Raw genomic sequence first — 13,450 nt, 5'->3', positions numbered from 1 at the left:
GCCCTTTTTTAAAAACAACGCATTAATCGCAGGCATAAGCCAGTGTAGCCACATAAATGGTAATTCCTTCGATGGCCGCCAAATTACCGGCACAAGCTTCGATGGTGGCTCCCGTGGTAAGTACGTCATCCACCAATAGCACTTTTTTATTTTTAAATATACCGGTATCCCGAATATCAAAGCTTTGGGCTATATTTTCCCAACGGCTATAGCGCCCTTTATTGGTTTGGCTGGTGGTATGCAATTTTTTATACAAATTATCCACCATCACCTTCCCGGGCAGGTGCTCAGCCAAGCCTTTTGCAATCCATTCGCTTTGGTTGTATCCGCGCTTGCTCTTTTTTTTAGGATGCAAAGGCACCGGCACCAAAAAATCAATCTGACCGAAATAATTTATGTCGCTCAGCTCTTTTGCATACAACTTTCCCAACTCGTACCCCAGTTCCTTCCGGTTGCCATATTTTAGAGCGTGCAATATCTCTTTTACGTGACTTCCACTGGTGTAAAGTAAAAACGAAACTACTTTCTCAATATCCACCCTTCCCCAAAAAAGCTTGTTCAAAGGGTTATCATCCGCCAAATGAAAATAGGAACGCGGTAGGTTTTTTGTGCAGCGCATACATACATGCTGTTCGTGCCGATATAATGCAAAATTGCATACAATGCAGGTACGAGGGAAAAACAGCTTGAAAAAATCGTGGTAGTAACTGTTCATAACAGACAGACAAACATTTAAATAAATAAGGTAACTAAAAAAATATATTTGTACAATAGATTCTGCAGTAACTAACTATTTATAATGTTTTTAAATAGGTTATATAGTGTAAAATAATTTAATAAAAGATATAACTTTAAGGATTGATTAAACTACTGAGTGTAAAATGCTTTAATGTATTTGAAAGATGATGGAACGCAGAGATTTTTTAAGGACAGGGATTGGGTTAGGTTTGTTAACCGGAGCCGGAAGCTGGTTTGGGGGCTTGGATTCCCTAATGGCCGAAAACACCAAATCAAAAACGGATTTGGTGGCTGTTAGAGGTGGTGAGCCTGAGCTAATGTTTGATAAAGCCATGGAGGCTTTAGGCGGTATGGGAAAATTTGTGGCTAAAGGCCAGTCGGTACTGGTAAAACCCAATATTGGTTGGGATGCTGCTCCGGATAGAGCGGCCAATACCAATCCGCTATTGGTAGGCCATATTGTAAAACGCTGTTTAGAAGCCGGAGCTTCGGTTGTAAACGTGTTCGACAATACTTGCAACAAGTGGGATCGCTGCTACAGTAACAGCCAAATAGAAAAACACGTTAAAAATGCAGGTGGCAAAATGGTTCCCGGTAATACCGAGAGCTATTATAAAGAGGTGAATATTGCCAATGGCAAAAGCCTTAAGAGCACAAAAGTGCACCATTTAATACAAAGTTCTGATGTGTTTATCAATGTACCCGTGCTCAAACATCACGCATCCACCAAACTGTCGTTGGGCATGAAAAACCTGATGGGTATAGTTTGGGATCGCAAGTTTTTTCATAGCAACAACTTGCACCAATGTATTGCCGACATCGTATTACATCGCAAGCCCGACCTTACCATTATTGATGGCTATAACATGATGACAAAAAACGGTCCTCGCGGAGTATCTACAGCCGATGTGGTCAACTTAAAAGCACTGATTGCCTCAACCGATATTGTAGCCACCGATGCTGCCGCCGCAAAAATGTTTGGTATTGAACCCGAAGAGGTAGGTCACATAAATATGGCCCATGCCATGGGCATCGGTAATAAAAATTTGAGCGAACTAAATATACACCGTATTAAAATATAATTAGAATGCCTTATTCTAAACTAAAAAAAACAAGGGTGCTTGCAGCGCTCTTGTTTTTTTCGCTTACGCTATTTTCGTTTATCGATATTTATGAATTGTTGCCCGAACCGGTAACATCTAACATACTATTTCTGCAGTTTGTTCCGTCACTCATAAAGTTTACACAAGTGGTTTCCTTCGCCACAATTGGTTTTATTATAGTTATCCTGTTAACGGTTTTGCTGGGTCGTATTTATTGCTCGGCCATATGCCCTCTCGGAATACTGCAAGATATGTTTACTCATATAGCCCGTAAAAGAAGCAAGAAGAGGCTATTCTTAAAATTCAAAAAGCCCTATCCTCATGTACGATACAGCCTGCTTGCTCTTGCTCTAATAAGCTTTTTGGCCGGCACTTCGCTCCTTGTTAATCTTTTAGATCCGTACAGTAATGCAGGCCGTATATTCACCTATAACATAAAACCAGGTGTTGTGTGGATTAATAATGGCATTGCAGGTCTGCTTCAGGGGCAAAAAATTTATACGCTTCATTTAATAGAATTGGCAAGCACGCCTTGGGCAATAACGCTTTACACGGTGTTATTTTTTGTGGGGATAGCCTATCTTTCGTACAAACGCGGCCGCCTTTTTTGCAACTTGATTTGCCCGGTAGGCACTTTATTGGGAATCATCTCTAAAAAGGCGATGTTTAAAGTTCAGATATCAAGCGATAAATGCACCAAGTGCTGCAATTGCGTTAGTGTGTGCAAGAGCGAGTGCATCGATTTAAAAACCCATCAAATTGATTATTCGCGTTGTGTGGCCTGTTACGATTGCCTGCCCGTTTGTAACGACGATGCTATTCGCTATGCCTTAGCCCAATCTAACAACAACAAAACGGAACCTCCTACGAGCGAAAAAAAACTGAACAGGAGAGGAGCCATCGCTACTATGCTAACCATAACAGCGAGTTCAACTATTTTGGCTCAGCATGGACAAGGTCACGGTCAGGGCTATGGCAGAAGGCGTGGCGGCTTTGGAAATCGTCCACCCTTTAAACTTGCACTGCGAGAACATCCGGTAACACCGCCGGGGTCCAAAAGTCTGGAACGCTTTAACAACCTGTGTACTGCTTGTGGCCTTTGTGTTTCGGCCTGCCCTACCCATGTGTTGCAGCCCGCACTAACGGAGTATGGATTGATTGGTTTTATGCAGCCCCATATGGACTATGCCCATGCAGGATTTTGTAATTTTGATTGTACACGATGTAGCGATATATGTCCCACCGGAGCCATCATGCCACTACCTATAGAAGAAAAAAAGCTTACCCAACTGGGCAAAGCGGTATTTGTAAAAAGAAACTGTGTGGTGCATCGGGATGGAACCGATTGTGGTGCGTGCTCAGAACACTGCCCCACCAAAGCGGTAGTTATGGTTCCTTATCGCAACGGACTGGTTATACCCGAGGTAAATCAGGATTTGTGTATCGGTTGCGGTGCCTGTGAATACCCTTGCCCCGTGGATTATCCGCACAAAGCCATTTATATTGAAAGTAACCCGGTACACCTAATGGCACAAAAGCCGCCAGAAGTGCAAAGTGAGCACCGCGCGCTGGAAGAGGATTTCCCGTTCTAAAAGTTTTGCATCGCAGTCCATTCGAAATAACAGGAGCAGTCCTTCCTCACTCTTATTAATGGTGAATCCCCCCTGCAGCAGGCTTTGCGTGCTTTGGGAATAAGGAGCATGAATACCTTTAAAAAAACCAGACTTATTAGCGGCAGCTATCGTGAATTTCCTTTTGAAGTACAATCCACCGATCCTTTAACTCTGCGCTTATATTTTTGGTGTGACGGTGCAGTTTTTTAAGTTGAAATGAAAAGTAGATACTGAACAGGCCACTAAATAAAAGCATAAATCCTATCCAAAATGTAACCGTCATTCCTGCCAATAAAGGATTCACCAATAGGATAATGGAAAATAGTGCTCCCAGGATACCCAGAACCAATAACCATCCCCACTGGCGACTGCCATGCCTTTTAACATCCATAGCAAAGCTGATGGACGAAATAGAGCGGAACAATATGGTAAAACCTATATAAAACGCCAACACGGTCATGGAGGCGCCGGGATCGGCTAAAAGTAAAAAACCCAAAATAAAAGTTATTATACCAAAGGCCAGGTACCACCCCCAGTTCTCCATATTGTTTTTATTTGCAACAGAAAATATGATTTCCGAGATACCAGAAAGCAAAAAGCTAAAGCTGAATACCATAGCAAGTACGGCGTACGAACCCAAGGGCCATGTAAAGGCCACAATGCCCAACCCTACAAAAAAAAGCCCAACCAAAAGAGGGACATACCAAAGTTTTACTGCTTCAAAAAATGGTTTGAAAAAAAATTTAGCCATATACATTAAATTAGTTAAAAAACGTGGTTAAAACTCCTTATGTTAATTGGTGAAGCCTGAACTTAAGTAAAATTATTCAATCTGCCAAACGATACACCGTCCAACACAATACACTTTAACTTACACCAATGCCTTTTTAACGCCTCTATTGATAAAATCGTTGAGCGGCTTCAGGACTGTGAATATATCTATGATCTTTTTGTCGATGTTTTTTGCCCTTATTTGTTCATCGCTAAGTGGGGTGATGGCGGCGTAGGATTTGTATCTGATGAGTTCGATATTGGCATCGTTTTTATCGAAGCCTTTAGGTGCCGTTTTTAGTTTCTCACCATGTATCTCGTTAAAAATCGATTTAAACTTCTTATTATCGATAATCTGCCTGTACTCATCGGCATTTTTGATGATATGTTCGCGAACCGACCTTAATATTTGCGGCTCAGGATTATAAAGACCACCGCCAACAAAACTATTATCCGGTTCCATATGAAAGTAATATCCTGCATACGGACTTTTTCGACCGCCATGGGCAATGTAGGCCCCAAAATTATTTTTATACGGCTGTTTGTTCTTAGCAAACCTCACATCCCTAAAAATACGAAAAGTACAATCCTTGGCATCCGGGTGTCCTATACTCCGGTCGATGCCGTGCAAGGTGGCAATCAGTTGATCGATATACTGCTCAAAGGCCTCTTTTGCCGATTGGTATTTTGGCTTATTGTTGTTAAACCAATCCCGGTTGTTGTTTACGCTGAGCTCAACCAAAAAATCAAATATCTCCTTGGGTATCATATAAAATGTTTTAAAAGTAACTACCCTAATTTAAAACGAAATGGTTGGAATTACAACAATGCCCCAAAAAAAGCTCCGGCGAAAACAATTTAAACAATGCCCGGCGAAGCAAATAATTGCTACTGATTGAGCCTTAAATTATTTCATGAGCTTTCTTTTTTCTTTGCCCGATTTTAAACCGGCAGATTGCGCATTTTCATATCCGGCAGCCCAGTCAAAATAGCGAAGCTTGCCCCTATAAAATCCGCTAACTTTTTCACCTTTGTCATTTATACAATCTATCGTGATAGTATATACGTCGCCATTTTTAGCAATGTTGACTTTACCACCTACAATGTCGATCCAAATTTCACCCTCTTCAGCCTCGGAATATTCTTTTTCGCTGTCCAAGCTTATGGAATAATCTGCATAATTAAACGTTCCTATTGGGTTAGGTTCAGCCTCGGAGAAATTATAATCGCCATCATCAAATTTTTCCCCGGTTGATGAAAATAATTCAAAAAAAATGAAATGTCCTTTACCAACCAAATCCCACTCATTATATTCATCTTTTTGCAATGAGAATCCATTGGAATAAAGAGCCAAATCAGTGTTGTAACCATCATACCCACCGTAGCCATCATCAGTTCCATAATTATCGATTATTCCGGCTGATAAATCATACTCCTTATCGCCAACTTTAAAATAATTTTTGCTTGTTACTTTGTTGTCATCATCGCTACAACTTACGAGCAGGATACTCATCATAACTAAGCCCAATGCCAATTTAATCATGTTCTTTATCTCACTTAAAATTTTATTAGTTATTTGTTTGGATTTTTATGCTGGCAAATACCAGCACAACACAAACTCTGAAACACAAGGACAATGTTAAGGCTACAAATTTTAATAATTTACTTAATTTAGGCACATGAAAAAATCAGTTATCGTAGTAGCCGGTGGCAGCGGCTCGCGCATGCAAAGCGATTTGCCCAAGCAATTTATTAAATGGTGCGGAAAACCCATCCTGATGCACACCATTCAACAGTTGGTGGAATTCGACAGGCACATGGAAATCATCCTGGTATTACCCAAAAACCAGGTGGAGCTGTGGGATGAGCTGTGCGAAGCATATAATTTTACCGTGGAACACACATTGACTTATGGTGGGGCTACCCGTTTTGAGAGCGTGAAAAATGGCTTGGAGAAAGTTTCAGAGGACTGCCTGGTGGGTGTTCACGACGGGGTGCGTCCTCTGGTTTCGGCGCAGACACTGAAAAACTGTTTTGATACGGCGGCAAAGTACGGCAGCGCCATTCCGGTTATCGATGCCATTGAATCGATCCGTGAGCTAGGCGATTTTGGCAGCAGGGCAGTGGCGCGGGCCAACTACAAAATGGTGCAGACGCCGCAAGTGTTTTTTTCATCAAAGTTAAAAGAGGCCTACCACCAGACCTATCGCGATTTTTTTACCGATGATGCCAGCGTGTACGAAGCCGCCGGAAATACCGTAAGCCTTGCGAAGGGAAACCGCGAAAATATAAAAATAACCACCCCAATGGATTTATTGGTGGGTGAAGCACTTAAACACCCCTCCTTACCTTCGCGAAGGGAATAAAAAAAGACCCTACAAAGCCTCCCCCTTTTCGGAAAATAGAAGGGGGCTTATAATTTTTGAAAAACCCTTTATCAAAGCCCAAATCAACACCAAAGTAAATATAATGATGGCACCTGATGGCAAGTTATAGTAATAAGAACCTACTAAACCTACCATGATACCCACAAAACCAAATCCGATAGAATAAAATATCATGGCTTTAAAATCGTGGGTAAAAATACCGGCTATCGATTGAGGGATGGTGAATAGCGACAACACCAATATAATACCGGCAATGCGGATACTAAAAACTATGGTGAGCGCCACCACAACGGTTACAGCGTATTTGATCAGCTGGGTTTTTAGTCCTGTGGTTTGGGCAAATTCCGGATCAAATGCCGTATAAAGCACCGGGCGGTAAAACAAAGTAATACAAATACTTACAATGATGGCTAATACCAACATATAACTAAGATCGGCGTGGGTAACGGTAAGAATATTACCAAATAAAAAACTCATCAGGTTGGGTGCGTAACCCGGCGTTAAAAACACAAAAATGATACCTATAGCCATGCCCAGCGACCAAAGGATGGCTATGGCACTATCTTCGCGCACATTGGCTTTACTGGTGGCCCACTCTATGCCCAGGGCAGATAATACGGCAAAAACGGCCGCACCCAAAAATGGATTCAAACCCAAAAAAAAGGCCATACCAATACCGCCGAAGGATGCGTGGGTGATACCGCCGCTGATAAAAACTATTTTACGCGATACAATGTAAGTACCGGCTATTCCCGCCAAAATACTGGTAAGGAAACCTGCCGCAATGGCATTGATAAAAAAGGAATATTGAAATATGCTCAGTAAGTCGTGCATGGCATCTGTATTAATGATTGTGTAAAACCCTGTGAGGCACATGGCCATGCGCAATCAACTCGATGGGACAATGATAAGTCTTTAGCATTTCCTCCGAGATTTTATTTGTTTTGTGATAGTGCAAAGTCTCGTTAACGCAGGCGATGGTTTTAATAAATGCCGATATAATCCCCACATCGTGCGACACCAATAGTATGGCCATTTTTTTATTCAGCTCTTTAAGCAAGTCGTACAGTTCTGTCTCAAACTGCTTGTCCACAAAGTTATTGGGCTCATCCAATATCAATACCTTCGGGCTGTTAATGATGGCTCTGCAAAGATACACACGTTGCATTTGTCCGCCGGACAAGGCTCCGATGGCACTGTTGGCATAGTTATCTAACTTAACAAAACTTAATAGCTGCCGTGCCTGTTCCTTTTCACTGCTTGTGTAAGATTTTATCATTCCCTTTTTACCCATCAGACCGGATAAAACTACATCGATAACTTTTATGGGGAAGGACTTATCGTTGTTGTTTAATTGGGGCAGATAGCCCAAATTAACCTTTGTATAATCCTGTTGGTTATAGTATTCGATAGTGCCCGAAAAAGGTTGCAGCAAGCCCAGTATAACTTTCAACAGCGTTGACTTGCCACCACCGTTAGGGCCTATAATACCAATAAAATCGTTCGGATAAACATCCAGGCTCACCTGTTTCAACACCGCTTTATTAGGCGTGTAGCCGGCATAAACATCGGATAATTTAATAATGGGTTCCATGGCTTAGCGTAGTGCTTTCTCTAATTTTAGCAATGTTTGCCTCATCTCGTTTTCCCAGTCTACGCTCAGCGGGTTGACCTGCACCGTAGGTATATTTAATTCTGCTGCCAATATTTCAGCATTTCTTTTATCAAACTCTTCTTGTATAAAAATGGCTTTGATGTTTTGCTCCCTTGCTTTGTCAATCAGTTTACGCAGCCATTGAGCGCTGGGTTCGTTACCTTTATGTTCAATAGATATCTGTTCCAAACCATAATCCCGAGCCAGGTAGGTATAGGCAGGGTGAAATATGTAAAAACTCTTATTGGTTAATGATTCACATTTAGTTTTAAATTCATTATCCAATGTCTTTACTTTTTGCTCTATTGCCGTACTACGTTTTAATATTTCCTCTCTTTTTTCGGGAAAAATGCTGAGCAATGCCTGCCGGGTATTTGCTAGTACCGTGAGCATGCTTTTAGGCGAAGTCCAAACATGCGGATCAATGCCTCCCTTATGAACATGGTCGCCATGCACATAGTCTTCGCCATTGATGTAGGAAATACCTATTGACGTATCTACAATTTTTAAATCGGGATTTATTTCTGCGATACGCTCTGTCCATGCTTGCTCAAAACCAATATGTCCAATGCGCAAATATACTTCCGACTCGCCAAGCTCTTTCATTTGTACAGGACTTGGCGCATAAGTGGCCGGACTACTCCCTTTGGGAATCAGCACATTAACAGCTACATCCTCACCCAATAGTTGTTGCACCAGGTATTTTTGAGGCTGAATACTTACTGAAATAGATGTTGAGCCTGATGGCTGAGGTTTGCAACTGCCTATGGCAATTGCTGCTATACCGAATAAAACAGCGGCAATTTTTTTCTTCATAGTTTTTATTTTATTTCCGTTCAATTCCATTGCACACATCGCAAGTTCCGTTAACAATAAGTTTACTGCTTTGTTGCCTGAAGCCCTCAGGTAAATCATATTTTTTTATACTATACTGAGGCATACAAACCACCTTATTGCAAATATTACAATAGAAATGAAGGTGCTCCGATGTGTGGTTTGCATCCACATGTATCCTGTTTAAACTATAGGTTGTAAGCGAGTCATTTACCTCAATTTTATGAATAATGTTATGCTTAACGAAGAACCTGAGGTTTCGATATAAAGTGACCCTGTCGGGTATCTCCCTCAACCTGTCTTCAATTTCTTTTTGGTTTATGGGGTGCCTTGCACCAATAAAAACATCCAATAACTGAAGCCTGTTTTGGGTAATCCGAATTCCTTTTTCCCTTAGCATTTTAGATACCCTTTGCACCTCTGCAGAGTAGCTATGGGGCTCGCAAAAGACTTTTGGCGGTACGCTGTCAACTGCTTTCATCTTAAACCGTTTTTCGTAACAATGTTCAACCCATTGCACTAAAACCAAATAATTGAACAAATATTTAGCTCAGTAATTATCGGGCAAATATAATACTAATTTACTAATTGCAACATGGTTGCATTAAATAAAATTAAACCCATAATTGTAATATGTGATATATGAATATTAACTAAAATTTTTTTGCCCTACCGAAGTTTTGCTTCAAATATAAAATAATAGATGATGAAAGATATCCTTTGCCCAGTATCTCCAGAACGATTTAGTGATAACATACCTCGACTAATTGGCTTGTTTGTTGTTGTCCTACTCATTAGCTATGTAATTACCCATATGTGGTTCATTCCTGCATTTTTGTTACTCGATTTTTACATGCGGGGATTTGGCAAGAGCAAATACAGTCTGCTATTAAAATTGGCACTTACCGCCAACAATCAACTCCGGCTTAAAGGTGAACTTATAGACAAAGCACCCAAAATTTTTGCTGCCCGACTGGGTTTTGTTTTTACTTTTTTGATTTTAGCACTTCACTTATTTGGCTTTACTCTTGTATCCAACAGCCTGGCCATAGTGCTAGTAGTTTTTGCCGCTTTGGAATGTGTGGCTAACTTTTGTGTGGGCTGCGTGGTATTCACCTACTTTGTTAAGCCTTATGTACGGGGGTAATATTTTACCTCCCCCGCGCCCAAGCTACAGCTACCATTGCACCGCAAAAGACGTGTACATGCATAAGTAGCCAATACAAAATTTGGTTTGATACAACATCGTTTGCTAAGTTACTTTACACTTTGCTATACGCCGGCACTTGAACCACCTTATTGCTAATGCTATTATTCGCATTAAATCGAGCACGAACATTTAGGAAGCACTTCTAATAATTAGATAGTGCATTCCGTAAGGAGTCGAAACGTGAATCATAATCCAATGCCGATAGTTTAATTATCTCTTTGGCTTCTTCGGCGTCGTAGATATGCGTTATTTCGCAATCGGCATCAAAACCGGGCATGTCTTTATAGGTTAAAAAGTAGTGCTTTAGTCTGTTTATAACCAATTGGGGCAGCTCAGAAATATCTTTCATATTGCCATACACAATGTCGCCTTTGAGGACGGCTATTATTTTGTCGTCGGCCTGATTGCCGTCTATCATCCTAAACCCACCAATGGGCCGGGCGTGGGCAATGATGTCGCCATGGGGCACTTCTTTTTCTGTCAGCACGCAAATATCCAGCGGATCGCCATCGCCTTCAACTGCATCGCGTCCTGATTTTTCAGTACAGAACTGGCCTATGCGGGATCCGCAAAATGTTTGTGGTATAAAACCATACAACGCGGGCACTACGTTAGAGTATTTCTGAGGACGATCAATTTTTAAATAACCCGTTTCCTTGTCTATCTCGTATTTAATGGTATCTGTTGGTACCACCTCAATAAAGGTTGTTACTATTTCAGGAGCGTCCTTGCCAATGTGAATGCCGTGCCACGGGTGCGATTTATATCGAAATCCCATCAAACGACCTATGGGATCCATTAAAATATTGGTTGAAAAATCATCTGCCATCTGTATTTTAAAATTTGATTGTTAATAATTGGTGTTGTGCTGCGTTTTTTAACCACACCTTCATTTGGCTCGCAATTTAGTGAAATATTATAGCCGAACACCTACCATAACTCATTAAGGTTACTTTTGTTTAACCTGCCCAACCGGCTTTGTCCAGGTTTCGGTACTGAACTGCTTCTGCGATGTGGTGCGCCTGCACTTGCTCCTGTCCTTCCAGGTCGGCTATTGTTCGTGCCACCTTTATTATCCTATCGTAAGCCCTTGCCGACAAATTACGCTTTTCCATAGCATTTTTCAACACCTCCATAGCAGCATCCGTTGGGGTAGCGTACTGGCGCTGCATTTTAGAATTTATTTGCGCATTGCAAAAAATATTGCTGTAGTCCTTATAGCGTTCGCTTTGTATTTTTCGTGCCATAATAACCCTATCACGGATAACCGCACTCTTTTCGGACGATGAGGCGGTGCTCAGTTCTTTAAAAGGTACGGGCACCACTTCTATTTGCAAATCAATGCGATCGAGCAAAGGGCCGGAGATACGACTCATATAACGCTGGACAGCACCGGCAGCGCACACACATTTTTTATCGGGATGGTTAAAATAGCCGCATGGACAGGGATTCATACTGGTAACCAGCATAAAGCTCGCCGGATAGTCCACACTAAAGCGGGCTCGTGATATGGTGATTACCCTATCCTCAAGGGGTTGCCGCATTACTTCGAGTACGGTGCGCTGAAATTCGGGCAGCTCATCTAAAAAAAGAACTCCGTGATGGGCCAGTGAAATTTCTCCCGGCTGCGGAAAACTCCCACCCCCGACCAGAGCAACATTGGATATGGTGTGATGCGGACTACGAAATGGCCGTTGGGTTATCAATGCTGTGTTGTTTTGTATTTTACCGGCCACAGAATGTATCTTAGTGGTTTCCAATGCCTCGTCCAACGTGAGCGGAGGCAGGATAGAGGGTAGTCGCTTCGCAATCATAGACTTACCGGCACCCGGTGGGCCTATCATTAATAGATTGTGACCACCGGCGGCAGCTATCTCCAGGGCCCGCTTTACCGATTCCTGTCCTTTTACGTCTACAAAATCAATCTCGTAATGCAATAATTGCTCATAAAACTCCTTATTGGCATCTACAACCGTGGGCTTAAGATTATCTTCCCCGTTCAAAAAAGCACCTACTTCAACAATGTTATTGGCGCCATATACGTTTAAACCCTCCACCACGGCTGCTTCCCGGGCATTCTGCAGTGGTAGTATCAATCCTTTAAAACCTTCGGCCTTGGCACGCACCGCAATAGGCAGCGCACCCTTTACCGGTTGCAAACTGCCGTCTAACGACAACTCACCCATCATAATATAATCGGCTAAGTTATCTGTTGATATTTGGTTAGACGCAGCAAGTATAGCCATTACCAGTGGCAGATCGTACGACGAGCCTTCCTTACGGATGTCGGCAGGAGCCATGTTGATAACGATTTTTTTTCCGGGCCATTTAAAGCCGGTACTCTCGTTCATGGCCGATTGCATCCTTTGCTGGCTTTCTTTCACGGCACTATCGGGCAGCCCCACCAAAAAGAATTTTATTCCTTTCGAAAAATTAACTTCGATGGTTATGGTTACGGCATCTATTCCGGTTACGGCCGCACCGTAAGTTTTTACAAGCATAGTAGATTGTTGGGATTAGAAATATCCCTCAATTTACATAAAATACTTTTAAAATTAAAGCATCGTTAAATACTATTTGATGGCTGCCCCTCCGTGCAGATACTACTACTTATACCAGCTCGAATACATTACATAATTGTTGGCTATTTTATTAATCATCTCTTTGGTTTGTTCGGGCTCTATGTCCTTTACTTTTTTAGCCGGCACCCCGGCATAAATACTGTTGGGTTCAACAACGGTACCTGTCAATATCAACGAGTTAGCGGCAATAATGGAGTTTTCGCCAATCACAGCCTGATCCAATATGGTGGCACCTATACCCACCAATACATTATTATGGATTTTGGCTCCATGAATAGTTACATTATGCCCTACTGAAACGTTATCGCCAATTTCGATGGTAGACTTTTGATAAAGGGTATGCAAAACAGAGCCATCCTGAATATTGACCTTGTTGCCAATACGTATTGAATTTACATCGCCCCTGAGCACCGCGCTAAACCATATACTGCAATCATCGCCCATCACCACATCACCAATAATGGTTGCATTATCGGCCAAAAAAACATTATTTCCCATCTTAGGCGTAAATCCTCTCACTTCTTTTATTAGTGCCATTTCAATTGTGCTTTTAAATAT

General features: G+C 41.8%; 15 protein-coding genes. 4 read left to right on the top strand and 11 right to left on the bottom strand.

The window, feature by feature from the left end; genetic code table 11:
• Positions 1-22: 22 nt before the first annotated feature.
• Positions 23-619, bottom strand: a complete 597-nt coding sequence (locus FN809_RS08015) for a ComF family protein (RefSeq protein WP_185957497.1) — start codon at positions 617-619, stop codon at positions 23-25.
• A gap of 283 nt (positions 620-902) precedes the next feature.
• Here FN809_RS08015 and FN809_RS08010 point away from each other — a divergent pair, with 283 nt between their 5' ends.
• Together FN809_RS08010 and FN809_RS08005 are read left to right on the top strand one after the other, a co-directional pair.
• Positions 903-1,820: a DUF362 domain-containing protein gene (locus tag FN809_RS08010; RefSeq protein WP_246095529.1), complete on the top strand. Its 918-nt coding sequence runs from the start codon at positions 903-905 to the stop codon at positions 1,818-1,820.
• Positions 1,821-1,825: 5 nt separating this feature from the next.
• Positions 1,826-3,433: a 4Fe-4S binding protein gene (locus FN809_RS08005; protein ID WP_142532980.1), complete on the top strand. Its 1,608-nt coding sequence runs from the start codon at positions 1,826-1,828 to the stop codon at positions 3,431-3,433.
• Between the two features lie 136 nt (positions 3,434-3,569).
• On the opposite strand, the gene FN809_RS08000 is transcribed toward FN809_RS08005, so the two are convergent.
• The 3 genes from FN809_RS08000 to FN809_RS07990 form a co-directional block, all read right to left on the bottom strand.
• Complete coding sequence (locus FN809_RS08000) at positions 3,570-4,205, bottom strand: HdeD family acid-resistance protein (RefSeq protein WP_142532979.1); 636 nt, start codon at positions 4,203-4,205, stop codon at positions 3,570-3,572.
• A gap of 120 nt (positions 4,206-4,325) precedes the next feature.
• A complete protein-coding gene (locus tag FN809_RS07995; RefSeq protein WP_142532978.1) occupies positions 4,326-4,994 on the bottom strand; it encodes a DUF2461 domain-containing protein in 669 nt (222 codons plus the stop codon).
• A 138-nt stretch (positions 4,995-5,132) separates the two neighbouring features.
• Positions 5,133-5,768 (bottom strand): hypothetical protein, encoded by a 636-nt coding sequence (locus tag FN809_RS07990; protein ID WP_142532977.1) that lies wholly within the window; start codon positions 5,766-5,768, stop codon positions 5,133-5,135.
• A 136-nt stretch (positions 5,769-5,904) separates the two neighbouring features.
• Here FN809_RS07990 and FN809_RS07985 point away from each other — a divergent pair, with 136 nt between their 5' ends.
• Positions 5,905-6,591 carry a 2-C-methyl-D-erythritol 4-phosphate cytidylyltransferase gene (locus FN809_RS07985; RefSeq protein WP_142532976.1) on the top strand — a complete coding sequence of 229 codons (687 nt, stop codon included), beginning with the start codon at positions 5,905-5,907 and terminating at the stop codon, positions 6,589-6,591.
• Between the two features lie 9 nt (positions 6,592-6,600).
• Here FN809_RS07985 and FN809_RS07980 read toward each other — a convergent pair whose 3' ends face one another.
• From FN809_RS07980 to FN809_RS07965, 4 genes are read right to left on the bottom strand one after another with little or no spacing between them, the layout of a single operon-like run.
• Entirely contained in the window at positions 6,601-7,446 is an 846-nt protein-coding gene (locus FN809_RS07980; RefSeq protein ID WP_142532975.1) for a metal ABC transporter permease, read from the bottom strand.
• A gap of 10 nt (positions 7,447-7,456) precedes the next feature.
• Positions 7,457-8,206 carry a metal ABC transporter ATP-binding protein gene (locus tag FN809_RS07975; protein ID WP_142532974.1) on the bottom strand — a complete coding sequence of 250 codons (750 nt, stop codon included), beginning with the start codon at positions 8,204-8,206 and terminating at the stop codon, positions 7,457-7,459.
• A 3-nt stretch (positions 8,207-8,209) separates the two neighbouring features.
• Positions 8,210-9,082, bottom strand: coding sequence for a metal ABC transporter solute-binding protein, Zn/Mn family (locus tag FN809_RS07970; protein ID WP_185957496.1), 873 nt, complete (start codon positions 9,080-9,082; stop codon positions 8,210-8,212).
• Between the two features lie 10 nt (positions 9,083-9,092).
• Positions 9,093-9,581 (bottom strand): Fur family transcriptional regulator, encoded by a 489-nt coding sequence (locus FN809_RS07965; protein ID WP_142532972.1) that lies wholly within the window; start codon positions 9,579-9,581, stop codon positions 9,093-9,095.
• 222 nt (positions 9,582-9,803) lie between these two features.
• Here FN809_RS07965 and FN809_RS07960 point away from each other — a divergent pair, with 222 nt between their 5' ends.
• Entirely contained in the window at positions 9,804-10,247 is a 444-nt protein-coding gene (locus FN809_RS07960) for a DUF4395 domain-containing protein (RefSeq protein WP_142532971.1), read from the top strand.
• A 205-nt stretch (positions 10,248-10,452) separates the two neighbouring features.
• Here the strand turns inward: FN809_RS07960 and FN809_RS07955 are convergent, their stop codons facing one another.
• From FN809_RS07955 to FN809_RS07945, 3 genes are all read right to left on the bottom strand, one after another.
• Positions 10,453-11,139, bottom strand: coding sequence for an inorganic pyrophosphatase (locus tag FN809_RS07955; protein ID WP_221929385.1), 687 nt, complete (start codon positions 11,137-11,139; stop codon positions 10,453-10,455).
• A 130-nt stretch (positions 11,140-11,269) separates the two neighbouring features.
• Positions 11,270-12,811, bottom strand: a complete 1,542-nt coding sequence (locus tag FN809_RS07950; RefSeq protein WP_142532970.1) for a YifB family Mg chelatase-like AAA ATPase — start codon at positions 12,809-12,811, stop codon at positions 11,270-11,272.
• 105 nt (positions 12,812-12,916) lie between these two features.
• Entirely contained in the window at positions 12,917-13,429 is a 513-nt protein-coding gene (locus tag FN809_RS07945) for a gamma carbonic anhydrase family protein (protein WP_142532969.1), read from the bottom strand.
• Positions 13,430-13,450 lie beyond the last annotated feature (21 nt).

The sequence above is a fragment of the Saccharicrinis carchari genome (assembly GCF_900182605.1).
Taxonomy (GTDB): domain Bacteria; phylum Bacteroidota; class Bacteroidia; order Bacteroidales; family Marinilabiliaceae; genus Saccharicrinis; species Saccharicrinis carchari.
This window is presented reverse-complemented; position numbering and strand designations above follow the sequence as displayed.

Bases quoted from the DNA above. Each gene is read 5' to 3' on its own strand.
- FN809_RS08015 (WP_185957497.1), bottom strand. From the start codon at position 619: ATGCGCTGCACAAAAAACCTACCGCGTTCCTATTTTCATTTGGCGGAT.
- FN809_RS08010 (WP_246095529.1), top strand. From the start codon at position 903: ATGATGGAACGCAGAGATTTTTTAAGGACAGGGATTGGGTTAGGTTTG.
- FN809_RS08005 (WP_142532980.1), top strand. From the start codon at position 1,826: ATGCCTTATTCTAAACTAAAAAAAACAAGGGTGCTTGCAGCGCTCTTG.
- FN809_RS08000 (WP_142532979.1), bottom strand. From the start codon at position 4,205: ATGGCTAAATTTTTTTTCAAACCATTTTTTGAAGCAGTAAAACTTTGG.
- FN809_RS07995 (WP_142532978.1), bottom strand. From the start codon at position 4,994: ATGATACCCAAGGAGATATTTGATTTTTTGGTTGAGCTCAGCGTAAAC.
- FN809_RS07990 (WP_142532977.1), bottom strand. From the start codon at position 5,768: ATGATTAAATTGGCATTGGGCTTAGTTATGATGAGTATCCTGCTCGTA.
- FN809_RS07985 (WP_142532976.1), top strand. From the start codon at position 5,905: ATGAAAAAATCAGTTATCGTAGTAGCCGGTGGCAGCGGCTCGCGCATG.
- FN809_RS07980 (WP_142532975.1), bottom strand. From the start codon at position 7,446: ATGCACGACTTACTGAGCATATTTCAATATTCCTTTTTTATCAATGCC.
- FN809_RS07975 (WP_142532974.1), bottom strand. From the start codon at position 8,206: ATGGAACCCATTATTAAATTATCCGATGTTTATGCCGGCTACACGCCT.
- FN809_RS07970 (WP_185957496.1), bottom strand. From the start codon at position 9,082: ATGAAGAAAAAAATTGCCGCTGTTTTATTCGGTATAGCAGCAATTGCC.
- FN809_RS07965 (WP_142532972.1), bottom strand. From the start codon at position 9,581: ATGAAAGCAGTTGACAGCGTACCGCCAAAAGTCTTTTGCGAGCCCCAT.
- FN809_RS07960 (WP_142532971.1), top strand. From the start codon at position 9,804: ATGATGAAAGATATCCTTTGCCCAGTATCTCCAGAACGATTTAGTGAT.
- FN809_RS07955 (WP_221929385.1), bottom strand. From the start codon at position 11,139: ATGGCAGATGATTTTTCAACCAATATTTTAATGGATCCCATAGGTCGT.
- FN809_RS07950 (WP_142532970.1), bottom strand. From the start codon at position 12,811: ATGCTTGTAAAAACTTACGGTGCGGCCGTAACCGGAATAGATGCCGTA.
- FN809_RS07945 (WP_142532969.1), bottom strand. From the start codon at position 13,429: ATGGCACTAATAAAAGAAGTGAGAGGATTTACGCCTAAGATGGGAAAT.